15 protein-coding genes are annotated in these 16,733 nt (G+C 70.1%); 6 read left to right on the top strand and 9 right to left on the bottom strand.

Translation table 11 applies throughout. From position 1 onward, the window contains the following. Positions 1-1,242, top strand: coding sequence for a multifunctional CCA addition/repair protein (locus ABE487_RS13795; protein ID WP_346452157.1), 1,242 nt, complete (start codon positions 1-3; stop codon positions 1,240-1,242). 40 nt (positions 1,243-1,282) lie between these two features. Then, positions 1,283-1,564 (top strand): hypothetical protein, encoded by a 282-nt coding sequence (locus tag ABE487_RS13790; RefSeq protein ID WP_346452146.1) that lies wholly within the window; start codon positions 1,283-1,285, stop codon positions 1,562-1,564. 270 nt (positions 1,565-1,834) lie between these two features. Here ABE487_RS13790 and ABE487_RS13785 read toward each other — a convergent pair whose 3' ends face one another. Next, positions 1,835-2,368, bottom strand: a complete 534-nt coding sequence (locus ABE487_RS13785; RefSeq protein ID WP_346445441.1) for a dihydrofolate reductase family protein — start codon at positions 2,366-2,368, stop codon at positions 1,835-1,837. A gap of 44 nt (positions 2,369-2,412) precedes the next feature. Between ABE487_RS13785 and ABE487_RS13780 the strand changes: the two genes are divergently transcribed. Together ABE487_RS13780 and bla are read left to right on the top strand one after the other, a co-directional pair. Then, entirely contained in the window at positions 2,413-2,973 is a 561-nt protein-coding gene (locus tag ABE487_RS13780) for a hypothetical protein (RefSeq protein ID WP_346452145.1), read from the top strand. Positions 2,974-3,249: 276 nt separating this feature from the next. Then, entirely contained in the window at positions 3,250-4,113 is an 864-nt protein-coding gene (gene bla / locus ABE487_RS13775; RefSeq protein ID WP_346452156.1) for a subclass B3 metallo-beta-lactamase, read from the top strand. Positions 4,114-4,437: 324 nt separating this feature from the next. Here the strand turns inward: bla and ABE487_RS13770 are convergent, their stop codons facing one another. From ABE487_RS13770 to ABE487_RS13735, 8 genes are all read right to left on the bottom strand, one after another. Further along, positions 4,438-5,274, bottom strand: a complete 837-nt coding sequence (locus tag ABE487_RS13770) for a DUF72 domain-containing protein (protein WP_346452144.1) — start codon at positions 5,272-5,274, stop codon at positions 4,438-4,440. 7 nt (positions 5,275-5,281) lie between these two features. Continuing rightward, positions 5,282-5,638: a VOC family protein gene (locus tag ABE487_RS13765; protein ID WP_346452143.1), complete on the bottom strand. Its 357-nt coding sequence runs from the start codon at positions 5,636-5,638 to the stop codon at positions 5,282-5,284. Beyond that, positions 5,638-6,672, bottom strand: a complete 1,035-nt coding sequence (locus tag ABE487_RS13760) for a phosphotransferase (protein ID WP_346448696.1) — start codon at positions 6,670-6,672, stop codon at positions 5,638-5,640. Before ABE487_RS13760 ends, ABE487_RS13765 begins: the two co-directional genes overlap by 1 nt. 62 nt (positions 6,673-6,734) lie before the next feature. Next, complete coding sequence (locus ABE487_RS13755; RefSeq protein WP_346452142.1) at positions 6,735-7,820, bottom strand: heparan-alpha-glucosaminide N-acetyltransferase domain-containing protein; 1,086 nt, start codon at positions 7,818-7,820, stop codon at positions 6,735-6,737. Continuing rightward, positions 7,807-8,946: an N-acetylglucosamine-6-phosphate deacetylase gene (nagA, locus tag ABE487_RS13750; protein WP_346452141.1), complete on the bottom strand. Its 1,140-nt coding sequence runs from the start codon at positions 8,944-8,946 to the stop codon at positions 7,807-7,809. The genes ABE487_RS13755 and nagA overlap by 14 nt, the downstream gene beginning before the upstream one ends. Continuing rightward, positions 8,946-10,001, bottom strand: coding sequence for an SIS domain-containing protein (locus ABE487_RS13745; protein ID WP_346452140.1), 1,056 nt, complete (start codon positions 9,999-10,001; stop codon positions 8,946-8,948). The genes nagA and ABE487_RS13745 overlap by 1 nt, the downstream gene beginning before the upstream one ends. Beyond that, positions 9,985-11,064 (bottom strand): LacI family DNA-binding transcriptional regulator, encoded by a 1,080-nt coding sequence (locus ABE487_RS13740; RefSeq protein ID WP_346445433.1) that lies wholly within the window; start codon positions 11,062-11,064, stop codon positions 9,985-9,987. Before ABE487_RS13740 ends, ABE487_RS13745 begins: the two co-directional genes overlap by 17 nt. A 30-nt stretch (positions 11,065-11,094) precedes the next feature. Beyond that, positions 11,095-12,390, bottom strand: coding sequence for a sugar MFS transporter (locus tag ABE487_RS13735; RefSeq protein WP_346445432.1), 1,296 nt, complete (start codon positions 12,388-12,390; stop codon positions 11,095-11,097). Positions 12,391-12,772: 382 nt separating this feature from the next. Between ABE487_RS13735 and ABE487_RS13730 the strand changes: the two genes are divergently transcribed. Both ABE487_RS13730 and ABE487_RS13725 read left to right on the top strand, forming a co-directional pair. Further along, positions 12,773-13,795, top strand: coding sequence for a glucokinase family protein (locus ABE487_RS13730; RefSeq protein WP_346452139.1), 1,023 nt, complete (start codon positions 12,773-12,775; stop codon positions 13,793-13,795). Positions 13,796-13,954: 159 nt separating this feature from the next. Then, positions 13,955-16,663: a TonB-dependent receptor gene (locus tag ABE487_RS13725; protein ID WP_346445430.1), complete on the top strand. Its 2,709-nt coding sequence runs from the start codon at positions 13,955-13,957 to the stop codon at positions 16,661-16,663. The last annotated feature ends 70 nt before the right edge of the window (positions 16,664-16,733 follow it).

The raw sequence follows: 16,733 nt of genomic DNA, 5'->3' as shown, positions 1-16,733 counted from the left end.
ATGCAGACCTATCTGGTCGGTGGCGCGGTGCGCGATGCGCTGCTCGGCCAGACGCCGGGCGACCGCGATTTCGTCGTCGTCGGCCAGACCCAGGCGGCGATGGAGGCCGCGGGCTTCCGCGCGATCGGGCGCGATTTCCCGGTGTTCCTGCATCCGCGCACCGGCGAGGAGTACGCGTTGGCGCGTACCGAGCGCAAGGCCGGGCGCGGCCATCGCGGCTTCGTCGTCGATGCCGACCCCTCGGTGACGCTGGAACAGGATCTCGAGCGCCGCGACTTCACGATCAACGCGATCGCCCAGGCCCCCGACGGCACATTGATCGATCCTTACGGCGGCGCGCGGGACCTCGATGCACGGCTGCTGCGCCACGTCGGCCCGGCATTTGCCGAGGACCCGTTGCGGGTGCTGCGCGCCGCACGCTTCATGGCCCGCTTTGCGCCGCTTGGTTTTACGGTCGCCGACGAGACGATGGCGCTGATGCGCGCGATGGTCGACGCCGGCGAACTGGCCACGCTGACGCCCGAACGCGTGTGGCAGGAGCTGCGTCGCGCCCTGGGCTCGGCGCGGCCGTCGGCGTTCGTGCGCACCTTGCACGACTGCGGCGCGCTCGCGGTCGTACTGCCCGAGGTCGATGCACTGTACGGCGTGCCGCAGCGCGCCGAATATCACCCCGAGGTCGACACCGGCACGCATATCGAACTGGTCGTCGACATGGCCGCGCGGCTGGCGCCGGGCGACGATGCGATCGGCTTCGCCGCCCTCACCCACGACCTCGGCAAGGCATTGACCCCCGCGCACCAGCTGCCGCGCCACGTCGGCCACGAGCATGCGGGCGTGCGTCCGCTCGAGGCGCTGTGCGCACGGCTCAAGGTGCCGTCCGCGCATCGCGAGCTGGCGATCGTCGCCTGCCGCGAACACCTCAACGTGCACCGCATCGCCGAACTGCGCGATACCACGCTCTACGAACTCATCGCACGCTGCGATGGCTTCCGCCGGCCTGAACGCATCGACCAGCTCGCGCTGGTCTGCGAAGCGGACAAGCGCGGCCGCCTGGGCAGCACCGACAGCGACTATCCGCAGGGCGCGCAACTACGCCGCGCCCACGCCGCCGCCTGCGCGGTCAACGCCCGCGACCTCGCGGCCGAAGGACGCGCAGGCCCCGCGATCGGCGAAGCGCTGCGGCGCGCACGGATCGCGGCAATCGCGGCAGCACGCGGTGGCGACGACACACCGGCCACGTAGCCGTCGGCATTCTCGAGCCGTTCCAGTACGGGAGCTTCCAATGCGTCAGTTCATGATCCTGCCCTTGGGCCTGTTGCTGGCGGCTTGCAGCCCGCCGCAGGCACCCGCCCCTGCCGCGCCCGCTCCGAGTGCCGCACCGGCCGTGGTCGGCGGCGACCGTGACGCCCACGGCTGCATCGGCTCGGCCGGCTACGCTTGGTGCCCGCGCAGCGCGACCTGCGAACGGCCGTGGGAACTGGCCGAACGCGAAGGCATCGAGAACACTGCACCCGCTGTCGAGGCCTGGTGCGCGGCGCCGGCCGACGCAGATGATCCACGATGAGATGCGCGCGGACGCGGCCGACACCAGCATGCGGCGCGCTGCACGATGGCCATCAACCCATCTCGTGATCGACGGGACGCGAGCTACGACCGCGCCGCACTCTGACCGTGCAGGCGTTCGGGGTCCTCTCGCCGTTGTCCTTGCCCTCTTGGCGAGAGGGTCGCGTGCGCGTCCAACGAGGCGTCGATATGGCCTGCATGCGCCTTCGATTGCAGCTCGATCTCCCACTCGCGTCGGCTCGGAGCGGTTTACGCCCCCGTTCCCCACGGTTCATTCGCTACGAAGCGCGTAGTGCAGGCGGACACAGCCCCGGTCCAGCGTCTTCGCGCTGATCAGCGTCGGACTCAGACGAACTCCTGCGGCGGGAAACAGCGGGCTGCCGCCGCCCAGCAGCTCCGGCATGACGTAGATCTCGATCTCATCGAGCGCCCCACGCTCGATGAGCGCCATCTGTAGCTTGCCCCCTCCCAGCATCCAGACGTCTCCGTCATCAAGCGCTCTGAGTTCGGCGATCAACGCGTCGACATCGTGGCGAATTTCGAGCGTCCCTCGGGGCGCGTCGATGACGCCAGAGGTGACGACAATCACTCTGTGGTGTGGATACGGCCAAGGAGCGGGGTCGCGAGCGAGAAAGTCATACGTGCCGCGTCCCATGACGACCGTTCTGACCCGCCGGAGGAAGACGTTGTAATCGTGCTCCCCGAGCGCCATGCCCTCATAACGCTGCAGCCAATCGAGTCTGTCCCCAGGTGACGCGATGAAGCCGTCAAGGCTGGTCGCGATGTAGCCAAGAATGCGTGCCATGGCGCGCCCTTTTTTATAAGCGAACGTTCGTTTATATTACACCAATGGGCAGATCGAAGAAAGTCTCGGACGAAGAACTGATGGATCGACTCCTCGTCCTCATCGCCAGGGACGGGCCAGGCCTGTCGTTCGCACACGCCGCGCAATGGGTCGATCTCGCGCCTGCCACACTTGTGCAGCGCTTTGGAACGCGAGAGGGCATGGTCGAGTCGACCCTGTCGCATGCCTGGACGCGGTTGGAGCAAGCCACTCACGCCGCCGATGCCCAGGCGTCGGCGGATCCTGCGGGCGCGGTGGACCTGCTCCTGCGCCTGACAGCAAGGGGGGCTGGAGACGTGGACTTCTCGGATGGACTGTTACTGCTTCGAGAGGATTTCCGTCACCCTGCGCTTCGCGCTCGAGGCGCGCAGTGGACCAAGCAGTTGACCACTGCATTGGGACAACGCCTTTCCCGGGATCCGGTGCTTGCCGATGTGCTGGGTCAGCAGTTGGCCAGCGTCTGGCAGGGCGCCATCATCTGGTGGGGCTTCACTCAAAAAGGCACGCTTGAAGACAATGTCAAGGCCGTATTGGACGACTGGTGTCGCATCGCTCTTCGCGCCTGAACGCGGTGTCCCAACGCGTGCCAGCGCACAGCAATCACTGCGGCGCTCCCCCGGATTGAAAGAAACCCTTCTCGATTCTCGACCGCCGATGCCATCGACCGATGCATCGGCCGGCTCGCGCGCTAGTGCAGGCGAGGCCTGCGCGATCGCGGCACTTGCCATCGAATCCGCTCATGGCTGCGATGAGATCGTCGCGCTTGTGACGTCCGCGAGAGCCTGTCGACAATCACCGCACGACCAAGACCGGAGTGAACGATGCGAAGCGCGATCGGTTGGATGCTGTGGACGACGGCGGTGCTCGGCGGCCTCGGCGCGCTGCAAGCGATGGCGGCCGAGCCGCTGCCGCAGTTGCGCGCCTACGAGGTGCCCGCCCCCTGGCGGCAGCCGGTCGCGCCATTGCGCATCGCCGCCGGCACCTGGCAGATCGGCACCGCGCAGTTGAGCGCGCTGCTGCTCCGAGGCGATGCCGGTGCCATCCTGATCGACGGTGGCATGCCGCAGACCGCCGAGCACCTGCTCGCGAACATGGCCGCACTCGGCGTGGCCCCGTCCGACCTGAAGTTCATCGTGCTCAGCCACGCCCATGCCGACCATGCCGGCCCACTGGCGGCCCTGCGTCGGGCCACCGGTGCCCGGGTCGTGGCCAATGCCGAATCGGCGCAGTTGCTCGCACGCGGCGGCAGCGACGACCTCCACTACGGCGATGCCTTTCTCTACCCGCCGGTCGTCACCGATCGTCTGCTGCAGGACGGCGAAACGCTGGCGTTGGGCGACCTGCGCCTGCAAGTGCATTTCACCCCCGGGCACACGCCAGGCGGCATGAGCTGGACCTGGACCGACCGGGCCGACGATGGCACGCCCGTGCGGATCGCGTACGTCGATAGCCTCAGCGCGCCCGATTACCGCCTGCTCGGCACCCCCCGCTATCCGCATATCGTCGACGCCTACCGCGCGAGCTTCGCGCGCGTGCGCAGCCTGCCCTGCGACCTGCTGCTGACCCCGCATCCGGACTTCAGCGGACTGCGCTACGGCGCCACGCTCGAGCGCGCGCACCCAGCCACCTGCGCAAGCTATGCCGATGCCGCCGAGGCCGCATTCGAGGCGCAGCTCAAGGCGGAACGAGAGGGCGCGGCAGACTGAGGGCTGCGTCGGTCGGAGTGGCCGAAGAACGCGCGTACTGCCCTGCCCCCACCCGGTGCGCTGCGCGCACCGACCTCCCCCGCGATGCGGAGGAGGTGACAGCAGAAGCACTCCCCGCGATGCGGGAAAGTGAGGGCAAAAGCCCTCCCCCGCGTGCGAGGCATTGCGCCCTTCACGGGTGGAGGGTTGGGTGGGGGTTACAGGTCGAGGCGATGTCCTCTACTTCTCCCACAAGCAGGGAGATGATCTCCCGCCCCCACCCGGCGCGCTGCGCGCACCGACAGCAGAAGCGCTTCTCCGCGATGCGGAGAGGCGATCACGGCGCTATGTGGTCGCTTCGAGCCGCTGTTGCAATGCCATCGCGGCGGCGGGGTTGCGGGCCTTGGCGGCGGAGATGAAGAACACGAAGGTGTCGCGCGGCACGACCGGGGCGGCGTCGCGCTCGCCGGCGTAGGGCAGGTCGGGCGGGGCGCCGCCCTTCGCCCACTGGCGCGCGCGCTGTGCCCAGGCGTCGAGTTGCAGGCCGGGGTAGCCCTGCGGGTGCTCCTCGCGGCTGGACATCAGCCGGGCGTAGACGAAGTCGCCGGTCAGGTCGGCGAACGAGGGGTAATCGGCCGAGTCGGTGAACACCGTGGCGACGTCGTGCGCACGCGCCAGCGCCAGCCAGGCCGCGCTCTGGAACGAGGGGTGGCGGACCTCGACGGCATGGCGCAGCGGCAGGCCGTCGACCTCGCGCGGCAGCAGCGCGAGGAAGGCTTCGACGTCGTCGGCGTCGAAGCGGCGGTTCGGTGCGAACTGCCACAGCAACGGGCCGAGTCGGTCGCCGAGTTCGGCGATGCCGCCACCGACGAAGGCCTCGATGCGCGGGCCGGTGTCGGCCAGGGCGCGCGCGCCGACGATGTGGCGCGGCGCCTTGAGCGAGAACATGAAGCCCTCCGGTGTCTCCGCGCGCCAGGCGGCGTAGGTCGCCGGCTTCTGCGCGCCGTAGAACGTGCCGTTGATCTCGATCGCGGTCAGCTTCCGGCTCGCGTACTCGAGCTCGCGCTTCTGCACCAGGCCCTTGGGGTAGAAGTTGTCGCGCCACGGCGCGAAGGTCCAGCCGCCGATGCCGGTGCGGATGCCGTCCACCGGCTGCGGCGGGGCGTCGAACAGGTCGATCATGAGCACCTCAGTCGGGATGCTGCGCAAAGCGCAGCCGGTTGTGGTCGGGGTCGACGAGCAGCATCTCGCGCGTGCCCCAGTCGGTGTCGTGCGGCGGTTGCAGGATCGCAACGCCTGCGGCTGCGAATGCGTGCGCGCAGGCATCGACATCGGGCACCTTGAAGTAGACCGCGCCGCCGACCGTGCCATCGCCGGCGTGCCCGCTCAGGAACAGCGTCTGACCGTCGCGGGTGAGCTGCGCGAACAGCGGCAACCCGGGTTCGAAGCGATGCACCCAGTCGACCCGGAAGCCGAGCGCGGCGTAGAACGCGAGGCTGCGCGCGGCATCGGTCATGCGCAGCTGCGGGATGACGGTCTGGCGCATCACACCGCAGCCGGTGCCATGGCAGCCAGCCGCGGCCGCACATGGCGGTCGAGGATCGCGGCCAGCGGTGCGAGCGTCGGTTCGTGCGCGAGCACCTGGTCGAGATACGCGACGAAACGCGGCGCATCGGCCAGATACCGCGGCTTGCCGTCGCGGTAGTGCAGCCGCGCGAACAGGCCGAGGATCTTGAGGTGACGCTGCATGCCGGCCAGGTCGGCATGGCGCGCGAACACGGCGGGATCGGGATCGAGCGGCACCCCGGCAGCGCGCGCGCGGGCGTGGTAGCGCGCGAGCCAGGCATCGACGCGCGCCGGCGGCCAACTGCGGAAGGCATCGCGGAACAGGCTGATCGGGTCGTAGGCCAGGGGTCCACGCACCGCGCCCTGGAAATCGATCACCGCCACGCCCGCGCCGTCGGGCATCAGGTTGCGCGGCATGTAGTCGCGGTGCACGAAGCCCTGCGGCTGCGCCAGCACCACCTCGATCAGCGTCCGCTGCACGGCCTGCAAGCCGGCGCGCGCCTCGGCGTCGAGCGTCACGCCGAGGTGGCGCCCGAGGAACCAGTCTTCGAACAGGTCGAGCTCGCGCTGCAGCATCGGCGCGTCGTAGGCCGGCAGGTCCGCGGGGCACACGATCGCCTGCAGGCGCAGCAATTGCTCGAACGCGGCATCGACCATCGCATCGGCGCCGGCGTCGTCGACGACATCCAGGCAGGTGCGCGGGCCCAGGTCCTCCAGCAGCAGGAATCCGGCGCCGGTGTCCTCAGCCAGCACCGCGGGCACGCGCACGCCGGCCTCGCGCAGCAGCGTGCGGATGCGCAGCCACGGCCGCACATCCTCGAGTTCGGGCGGCGAATCCATGACGATGCGCGCCGGCCCTGCGCCCTGCGTGCGCCAGTAACTGCGGAAGCCGGCGTCGGTCGACGCGCGGACGAGCGTCAGCGTTGCATCGTCGGCCGCATCGCGCGCCCAGGCCAGGCGGGCGGCGCTGCGGTCGGGATCGGCGTCCGGGGAGACGGGAAACGTCGCGGTCATCGGGCGGATGTGTGGGGCGGGATGCGCAGGGTACAAGCTCGGCACGGCCGCGGCATCGCGGCTCAGACCTTCAGGTACCACCGACGCCGGTCCATCCAGGCGGCGACCGCCCACCACAGCGCGACGAACGCCAGTGCGAATGCCAGCGACGCGCCCTGCTCGCCGAGCAGCGGGGCCAGCGGCGCGGCGAACAGCACGCGATAAAGCGGTGCCCACAGGCCGGCGCCGATGGCGAGCAGCACCATTGCGCTCGAACCGGCATAGACCGCGATCGCGTTGACCCCGAACCGGCGGCCCCAGGCCGGCCAGCCGCGCCGGTCGATCAGCAGATGCAGGCCGACGAGCGCGAGCGCGGCCAGCCCACCGGTCCACAGCACGTAGGACCCGCTCCACAGCGGCTTGTTGAGCGGCAGGACCAGCGACCATGCCGCACCCAGCGCGCACGCGACCACGCCCAGCGCCCCCAGCGCACGGACCCGCCCCAAGCGCAGCCAGTCGCCAGCGCGCACACCCAGCAACGTCGTCGCCAGCGCACCCGCCGAGCTCGCCAGGCCCTCGGGATCGTGGCCGAGGCCGGTGACCGGGTCGTAGCGATACAGCCAGGGTGCGAACAGCGCGGTGTCGAGTCGGTCGAACAGATTGCTCCCCGGCGCGGTGCCGCCCAGGCCCAGAGCCACCGCACCGGCCACAAGCAGCGCGGCCAGCAGCGTCCATTGCGCACGCGGCGACAGCGACAGCGCGGCGAGCCCGGCCAGCGCGAAGCACAGGCCGATGCGCTGCAGCACACCCCACGGGCGAACATGCGCCAGGTCGAGCACCCACCAGGCCAGCAGATGCAGCGCCAAGCCGATCAGCACCAACCGCGCCGCGCGCACGAGCACGCTGCGACGCAGCCGGGCAAGGTCGGCGCCGGCCGCCCGCCGCGGCGACAACGCCAGTGCGATCGACACGCCGACCACGAACAGGAACGTCGGAAACACCAGGTCGGCCAGCGTGCAGCCGTGCCAGGCCGCGTGCCGCAGCGGGGCGTAGACGTGGTCCCAGTCGCCCGGCGTGTTGACCAGCAGCATCGCCGCGACCGCGATGCCGCGCAGCGCATCGACGCTGGCCAGCCGCGCCGACGGCGCGGCCCTGTCAGCCGGCCGCACCACCAATCCAGGTGCCACGCAGCGACAGCGTGTCGTCGACCAACGCGAAATCCGCGCGCAGGCCGGGCGCGATGCGACCCAGCCGATCGTCCACGCCGAGGAACTGTGCCGGGTAGGTCGCCGCCATCCGCGCCGCTTCCTCCAGCGGCACGTCGAGCGTGCGCACGGTGTTGCGCACCGCCGCCATCATGTCGAGCGCCGAGCCGGCGAGCGCGCCGGCGGCGTTGCGCACGACGCCATCGACGGCGGTGATCGTCTCGCCGTAGAGCACGTAGTCGGGGCGGTCGGCACCGACCGGGGGCATCGCATCGGTCACCAGAAACACCTTGCCGCGCGGCTTGGCGGCCAGCGCGACGCGCAGGCTGGCCGGATGCACGTGCGCGCCGTCGACGATGATCCCGCACCACGCGTCGCGGTCCTCGAGCGCGGCGCCGACCGCGCCCGGCTCGCGGCCCTGCAGCGGCGACATCGCGTTGTAGAGATGGGTGAAGCCGCGGATGCCCGCCGCCAGGCCGGCGCGCGCCTGCGCCCAGGTGGCGGCGGTGTGGCCGGCGGCGACGATCGCGCCGGCACTCACCAGCGCGCGCACGGTGTCGGCGGGCACGCGCTCGGGCGCCAGCGTCACCAGAGTGACGCCGCCGCGCAGCGAGGTCGCCAGCGCGATCTCCTCGGCATCGGGCACGCGGAACTTGCCCGCATCGTGGGTGCCGCGGCGCTCGGGCGCGATGTAGGGGCCTTCGAGGTGGATGCCGATCACGCCGGGCACGCCGGCGGCGATCGCCGCGTCCACCGCCGCGATCGCGTCGCGCATCACCGCGACCTCGTCGCTGATCAGCGTCGGCAGCAGCGCGGTCGTGCCGAAGCGCCGATGCGCGGCGGCGATCAAAGCGATCGCCTCGACGGTCGGTGCGTTGTTGAACAACACACCGCCGCCGCCGTTGACCTGCGCATCGACGAAGCCCGGCAACAGGTGCAGGCCGTCGAGGTCGTGGCGCTCGACCTCGCGCAGGCGCGGATCGTCATGTGCGAGCAGCGCGGCGATGCGCGCGCCCTCGACCAGCACCGCGAGGTCGTCGCGGAAGCCCGCATCGGTCAGCACGCGGCCATTGACCAGGGCGAAGGTCATCAGACGGTCTCCGTGACCTTGTTGAGGTGCGGCGGCACATCGGGATCGAAGCCGCGCCGCAGCGACAGCGCGTTGGCCGCGCGATAGAAACTCTGCACCGCGAGCAACGGCGCGCACGCGGGCTCGGGCGCGGCGACGACCGGCAGCTCGCCACCGGGCGCGGCCAGCCACACGTCCGCGCCCCGGCCGCGGAACTCGTCGGCGACCGCGCGCGTGCCGGCGTCGGTGCCGTCGGGCTGGGCCAGCAGCAGCACCGGAAACCGGGGGCCGACCAGCGCCATCGGCCCGTGACGCACCTCGGCGGCGCTGTAGGCCTCGGCGTGCAGGCCGCAGGTCTCCTTGAACTTCAGCGCCGCCTCCTGCGCTGCGGCGAGGCCCGTGCCGCGGCCGAGCACGAACAGATTGCGCGCCTCCGCCAGGCCGTCGACCAGCGGCGACCAGTCGCAGGCCCAGGCCGCGCGCATCGCCTCGGGCAGCGCCGGCAGCGCCGCGGCCAGCGCGGTGTCGCCGGTGACGGCCCGCTGCCAGTGCGCGGTCAACTGCAACAGTGCCGACAGCGAGGCCAGATAGCTCTTGGTCGCCGCCACGCTGCGCTCGGGGCCGGCATGCAGCGGCAGCACCGTATCAGCGAGCTGCGCCAGCGGCGCGTCCTCGACATTGACCAGCGCGAGCACATGCGCGCCGGCCGCGCGCGCAGCCTCGGCGTTGCGCAGCAGATCGGGGCTGCGGCCCGATTGCGAGATCGCGATGAACAGCGCGCCGTGCATGCGTTGCGGCGCGGCGTATACCGAGCCGACCGACGGCGAGGCCGATGCGGTGACGATCCCTAAGCGCGTCTCGAACAGGTACTTGGCGTAGGTCGCGGCGTGATCGGAGCTGCCGCGCGCGCAGGTCATCACGAACGGCGGCGGCCGGGCGACGAGGGTGGCGACCAGCGCGTCGATCGCGCCGGCGTTGCGCGCGAACTGCGCGGCGACGACGTCCGGCGCCTGCGCGGCTTCGCGGAACATCCAGGTGCTGGCCGCGTCGCGCGGCGCCTCAATCGCGTGGGGCATCCTCGGGTCCCGGTGACGGCGTCGGACGCGGACGCATCGGCGCGGTCGATCCGCGCACGACCAGCTGCGGCACGAAGCCTTGGTTGTGGGTGGCCTGCGCGGCGACGGCATCGGCGTCCTCGCGCAGGCTGGCGATCAGCATCCGCGCGGCCTGCCGCGCGATGTCCTCGGTGGCCTGCTTGGCCGTGGTCAGCGGCGGCCACGACTGGCGCGAGAACGGACTGTCCTCGAAGCCGGCGATCGACAGATCGAAGGGCACGTGCATACCGGCCGACTTGGCTGCGGCCAGCACGCCGGCGGCGATCTCGTCGTTGGAGCCGAAGATCGCGGTCGGCGGATCGCGCAGCGCCAGCAGCCGACGCGCGCCGCGGAACCCGTCGTCGAAGGTGTAGTCGCCGGGAACCACCAGGTGCTTGTCGTGCGGAATCCCATAGTCCTTGAGCGCGGCCTCGTAGCCGGCGTGGCGTTCGCCGCTGGAATGGTGCTGCGGCCCGCCCCACAGAAAGCCGATGCGCTGGTGGCCGAGCTGGATCAGGTGTTCGGTGATCTCGTAGGCGGCGTCGCGGTCGTCGACGAACACGCAGGGATGGCCATCGCGCGGGTCCTCGGTGGCCGCGATGATGCGCACCAGGCGGATGCCGCGCGCACTGAGCGCGTCGATCAGCTCGCGGCGCTCGGACATCGGCGCGGTCAGCACCAGGCCGGCCAGCCGCGAGCGCCGTACGAACTCCACCAGTTCTTCCACCAGCAGCGGCGAGCTCGCGTCACAGGGATGGATCTGCAGCCCGAAGCCGGTTTCCCGGCACGCGGCGAGCACGCCGTTCTGCACGCCGATGATGTGGTACGGATTGGGGTTGTCGTAGATCAGCCCGATCACGAACGAGGTCGCGCTGCGCAGGTTGCGCGCCGACGGGTCGGGCTCGTAGTCGAGTTCGGCGATCGCATGCAACACCCGCGCGCGGGTGGCCTGCAGCACCGACGGCTCGTTGTTGATCACGCGCGAGACGGTCTTGAGCGAGACCTTGGCCCGCTCGGCGACATCCTTGATGGTGGGTTTGCGCACGTCCGGCTCCGGCAGTCTCTCAGGCCGCCATCATCGCGCAGCCCGGCGCGCCGCGTGACCGGCACGATGCCCGCGCAGGCCGTAGTACAGGATGTACAGGTAGCACGGCAGCGTCAGTGCCAGGAACACCAGTTGGAAGTCGTAGTGCTGCTTGAGCACCGCGAACAGCTGCGGCACGATCGCGCCGCCGGCGATGCCCATGATCAGCAGCGCCGAACCGGTTTCGGTCAGCCGGCCCAGGCCCTTGATCGCCAGCGGAAAGATCGCCGGCCACATCATCGCGTTGGCAAAGCCCAGTGCCGCCACGAAGCCCACCGCGACGTAGCCGTGGCTCAGAAACGCACCGGCCGAGAACACGATGCCCAGCACCGCCGAGATGCCCAGGTAGCGCTCCTGGCTGACAAACCGCGGGATCGCGACCAGACCGGCGACGTAGCCCAGCAGCATCGCGCCGAGCGTGAACGAGGTGAAGAACTTGGTGCGGTCCAGCGGCAGGTCGAACCCGTTGCCGTAGGTGCCGATCGCATCCCCCGCCAGCACCTCCACGCCGACGTACAGGAACAGGCACAGCACACCCAGCCACAGGTGCGGTAGCTGAAACAGCCCGCGCACGCGCGCGCCTTCGCCCGGTTCGGCCGCGGCGTTGGCCTCGGCCGGGCGCAGTTCGGGCAGCGGCGAGAACAGCACGCCCAGCGCGACCAGCATCAGCACGCCGGCCATGACCAGATACGGCAGGTGGATCTTGGCGGCGAACTCGCCCAGCAACTGCGCGCGTCCGGCCGCATCGGCGGCCGCGGCCTGCGCGCTGAGGTCGCCCATGCCGTGCAGCACCACCGTGCCCAGCACCACCGGCGCCAGGATGCCGGCGACCTTGTTGCAGATGCCCATCAGTGCGATGCGCCGCGCCGCGCTCTCGATCGGCCCCAGGATGCTCACGTACGGGTTGACCGCGGTCTGCAGCAGCGCCAGACCGCTGCCCATCACGAACAGCCCCGACAGCGCACCGGCGTACCAGCGCTGGGTCGAGAACTCGCCAAACAGCATCGCACCGGCCGCCATCACGAACAGGCTCAGCGCCAGACCTTTCTTCATGCCGGTCCGGCGCAGCACCCAGGCTGCGGGCAGCGCGAGGAAGAAGTACGACAGGTAGAACACCATCAGCACCAGGAACGCGTTCACCTCGTCGAGTTCGAACGCCAATTGCACGAACGCGATCAGCGGGCCGTTGACCCAGGTGAAGAAGCCGATGATGAAGAACAGCAGGCCCATGATCGCGATCGAAGTCGCGTGGGTCGGGCGGACGTGCGGTGTCGCGATCGCAGACATCAGGAGCGCTCCGGCGGGCGGGACTGCGGGACCGGCGCGGCGCTGCCGCAGACCGGACATCGAGTACCAACGTTGTCATCAATCCAGGCCGGGCGCTACCCGGCGCTCGCATCATGCCTCAACTTCTGCGCGAAACGCGTGCTGCATTGCGACATGCGCTCGTCATCCGCAAGCGACCCGTGCCATCGGAACTGGCTGATTCGACGCGCTTATCGCGTTCATCCGCGCGGCGCCAGCCGATTGTTGCAAAAGTGTGAAGGATCCAGCCCGTCGATCGACGCCATTGCCGCGAGGCGTTGACATCGTTGTCATGACATGCCGACACTCCGTCGCATCTGGCAGCGGCTGTCATCGTATGGCGCCCTTCCCACCCGGAGCTTTCGTGGCTGCATCTTCTTTCCTGCCGTCGACCGCGCCCCGCCCTGCCGTGCGCGACGCCTTCATCGCCGCCGACGTCGGCGGCACCCACGTCCGTATTGGCCTGGTCGAGGCCACCGGCGATACGGCACGCCCGGTGCGCGTGCTCGAGTACCGCAAGTACGCCTGCGCGGCGTATCCCGGCCTGGCGGAGATCGTCGAGGAGTTCCTTGCCGCCCTGCCCGGGCGCCGGGTCGATGCCGGCGCGATCGCCAGCGCCGGCTACGCGCTGGGCGACGGCACCGTGATCACCGCCAATCTGCCGTGGCCGATCTCGCTCGAGCGCATCCGCGCGCGACTGGGCTTTCGGGACTTCCGCCTGGTCAACGATTTCGAAGCGGTCGCCCATGCCGCCGCCCAGGTCGACGCCAGCGAAGTGCTGCGCCTGACCGGCCCCGACGCCGCCGCGCCGGGGCCGATGCTGATCGTCGGGCCGGGCACCGGCCTGGGCGCTGCGGTGCGCATCCCGACCGCGCATGGCCCGGTCGTGCTGGCCACCGAGGCCGGGCAGGCGGCATTGACCACCGGCCATGCCGGCGAGCAGGCGCTGCTGCGCGAGCTGCAGCGCGGGCGCAACCACGTCCCGATCGAGCATGCGCTGTCGGGCCCGGGCCTGCTGAATCTCTACCGCGCAGTGTGCGCGCTGCAGAGCGTGCCCCCGGTCCACACGGCGCCGGGGGCGGTCACCGCGGCGGCGATCGCAGGCGACGACGCGCCAGCGCGCGCGGCACTGGACGCATTCTGCGGCCTGCTCGGCAGCACGATCGGCGACATGGCGCTGCTCTACGGCGCGCACGGCGGCATCTATCTGGCGGGCGGGATCCTGCCGCAGATCCGCGACTACCTGATGGGCAGCGACTTCGTCGCCCGGTTCCTCGACAAGGCACCGATGCGCGAGGCGCTCGAACGCATTCCCGTGAATCTGGTCGAGCACGGGCAGCTGGGCGTCATCGGCGCCGCCAGCTGGTACCTCGACCGGCTCGACTGACGCGTCGCCGGCGGCGCGACGGTCGGGGAAGGACCCGCGTTACGGCGCGCCCTGCGGGGCGCGCGCGCCGCGGCCAGGCAGTGGGGTACGCCGGCAAGGCACGCACGCGACGGCACGACGGCCGCCGCGGCGCCACTCACATCAGCGATGGGGACCACCATGAACACCCGTAAATCAGTGCTTTCGGCCGCGATCACGATGGGCCTGTGCGTCGCCGCGCAGGCCCAGGCGCAACAGGCGGCCCCCACGTCGGACGCGGCCACCGACCTGGACCGGGTCGTGGTGACCGGTATCCGCGGCAGTTTGGAGAAGTCGCTCGACACCAAGCGCGAGGCGCAGTCGCACGTCGAGGCGGTCTCGGCCGAGGACATCGGCAAGCTGCCGGCCAAGAACGTCGCCGACGCGCTGCAGCGCCTGCCCGGCGTCAACATCAGTTCCTCGAGCGCCAGCGAAGGCGGCTTCGACGAAGCCGACCGGGTGAGCCTGCGCGGCACCAATCCCAGCCTGACCCAGACCCTGGTCAACGGCCACACCATCGGCACCGGCGACTGGTTCGTCCTCAGCCAGACCGCGAACGTGGGACGCAGTGTCAGCTACTCGCTGCTGCCGGCCGAGATCGTGGACCAGGTCGTGGTCTACAAGACCGCGCAGGCCAAATTGGTCGAGGGTGGCACCGCCGGCTCGGTGAACATCGTCACCCGCAGCCCGTTGCAGTTCCCGCAGCCATTCACCGCGGAATTGTCGGTGGGCGCGGTCCATGCCGACCTGCCGGGCGAGACCGATCCGCAGATCAGCGCCCTGTTCAACTGGAAGAACGATGCCGGCAACGTCGGCGTGATGGTCCAGGGCTTCCACCAGAAGCGTCACCTGCGCCGCGACGGCCAGGAAGTGGTCGGCGGCTACGGCGTCATCGGCGCCGATTCGGCGGTCGCGGCGACCAACCCGGACCTGGCCGGCGTGCTCTATCCCAACCTGCTCGGCGCGGTGCTGTTCGAGCAGGAGCGCGAGCGCAAGGGCGGCGTGGTCGACATCGAGGTCAAGGCGTCCGACACCCTCACCCTCGGCCTCAATGCCTTCTACTCCAAACTCGAAGCCGACAACTTCAACCGCAACTTCATGATGTGGGGCAGCCAGTTCGTCAACGGCCAGGCGCCCGCACCGGGTTATGTGGTCCGCAACGGCGTGCTGACCCAGGCCACCTATGCGCCGGTGACCAGCGACACGATCACGCCCTACGGCGTCTACGACATGATCTCGCGCCCGGGCGCGGGCTCCGAATCGAAGTACATCGCCCTCGACGCCGACTGGCAGGCCACCGATGCGCTGGGCATCAAGGTCCAGGCCGGCACCACCCGGGGCCGCGGCCAGAGCCCGACCCAGGACGTGATCGAGACCGGCGTGGCCGGCAACGCCGGCGCCAGCTGGCAGATGCACGGTCTGGGCCACCCGATCGACTGGTCGCTGGGAGGCGACAACACCACCGGCACGCACCTGCCGCAGTTCGGCTGGATCTTCGGCGGCCAGGCGATCGACGTGCGCGACGACGAGGACTGGTTCTCCGCCGACGGCGAGCTCTATGTCGGTCGCGTGCTGTCGTCGCTGGACTTCGGTGTGCGCCACGCCGAGCATGAGCGTCGCAACGACCGGCAGATCGGTCAGGGCCCGAACTGGGCCAGCGACTGGCAGAACTTCGGCGCCTACCCGACGCCAGGCGGCCACTTCCCCAGCGACTTCGGCAACGGCATCGGCGGCAGCGTGCCCGGCGGCATCTGGTACTACACGCCCGAGCAACTGGCCGAACTCAACAGCCGCTTCGCCAACCGCGATCCGGTGGGCCGCTTCGACTTCTCGGGCGTCTACGGCGTCAAGGAGCGGGTGCGCGCCGCCTACGTGCAGGCCAACTTCGAAGGCGATCGCTGGAGCGGCAATATCGGCCTGCGCTACGTCAAGACCGACACCGACGTGAGCTACAACCAGTCGGTGTCCTCGCCCGACGATGTCCCCGGCGCGATCACCGGCTCGGACTTCGGTGCCTACCTGCCGGTGCGCGACGAGAACAACTACAGCAAGCTGCTGCCGAGCCTGAACCTCAAGCTCGACATCACCGACGATCTGGTCGCGCGCTTCGCGGCTTCGCGCACGATGACCCGTCCGGACTTCTCGGCGCTGTCGGGCACGCTGGCGCTCGACGACCTGACCCATACCGGCAGCGGCGGCAATCCGTACCTGGCACCGATCGTCTCGACCAACCTTGACCTGTCGCTGGAGTGGTACTTCGCGCCGCGCGCGTTGCTCGCCGCCAGCCTGTTCCGGATGGACCTGGACGACTACGTCAACTTCGGCACCACCACGATCCAGTACAAGGACCAGGCCGCCAGCGTCGAGGCCGGCCGGGACGTGTACGCCGACTACTTGGTCTCGATGCCGATCAACAGCAACGGCAAGGTCAAGGGCGTGGAGCTGACGTACGAGCAGCCGATCGGCGAACACTTCGGCGTCGCGGCCAACTACACCTACGCCGACGGCTATGCCGAGGGCGGACGCCCGCTCAACGGCACCTCCGAGAACACCTACAACCTGTCGGGCTACTTCGAGAACGAGCGGTTCAACGCGCGCGTGAGCTACACCTTCCGCGATGCGTTCTACGCCGGCGTCAGCCGCACCGACGCGTTCTACCAGGACGACTTCGGCACGCTGTCGGCCTCGCTCGGCTTCAAGGCCAGCGACTGGCTCACCGTCACGCTCGAGGGTCTCAACCTCAACAACCCCGACCACAAGTACTACACGCAGACCACCGCCGGTTACCTGCCTTACGCGTTCTACTCCAACGGCCGGCAGTACTACCTCAACTTCCGCTTCAAGTTCTAAGCGCGCAGGTGCGCCGCGTCCGGGTTCTCCGGACACGGCGCGCCCGCATCGCCTGCGGGCCTCCGGCCCG

The organism is Luteimonas sp. TWI596 (assembly GCF_039674105.1).
Taxonomy (GTDB): Bacteria; Pseudomonadota; Gammaproteobacteria; order Xanthomonadales; family Xanthomonadaceae; genus Luteimonas.
This window is presented reverse-complemented; position numbering and strand designations above follow the sequence as displayed.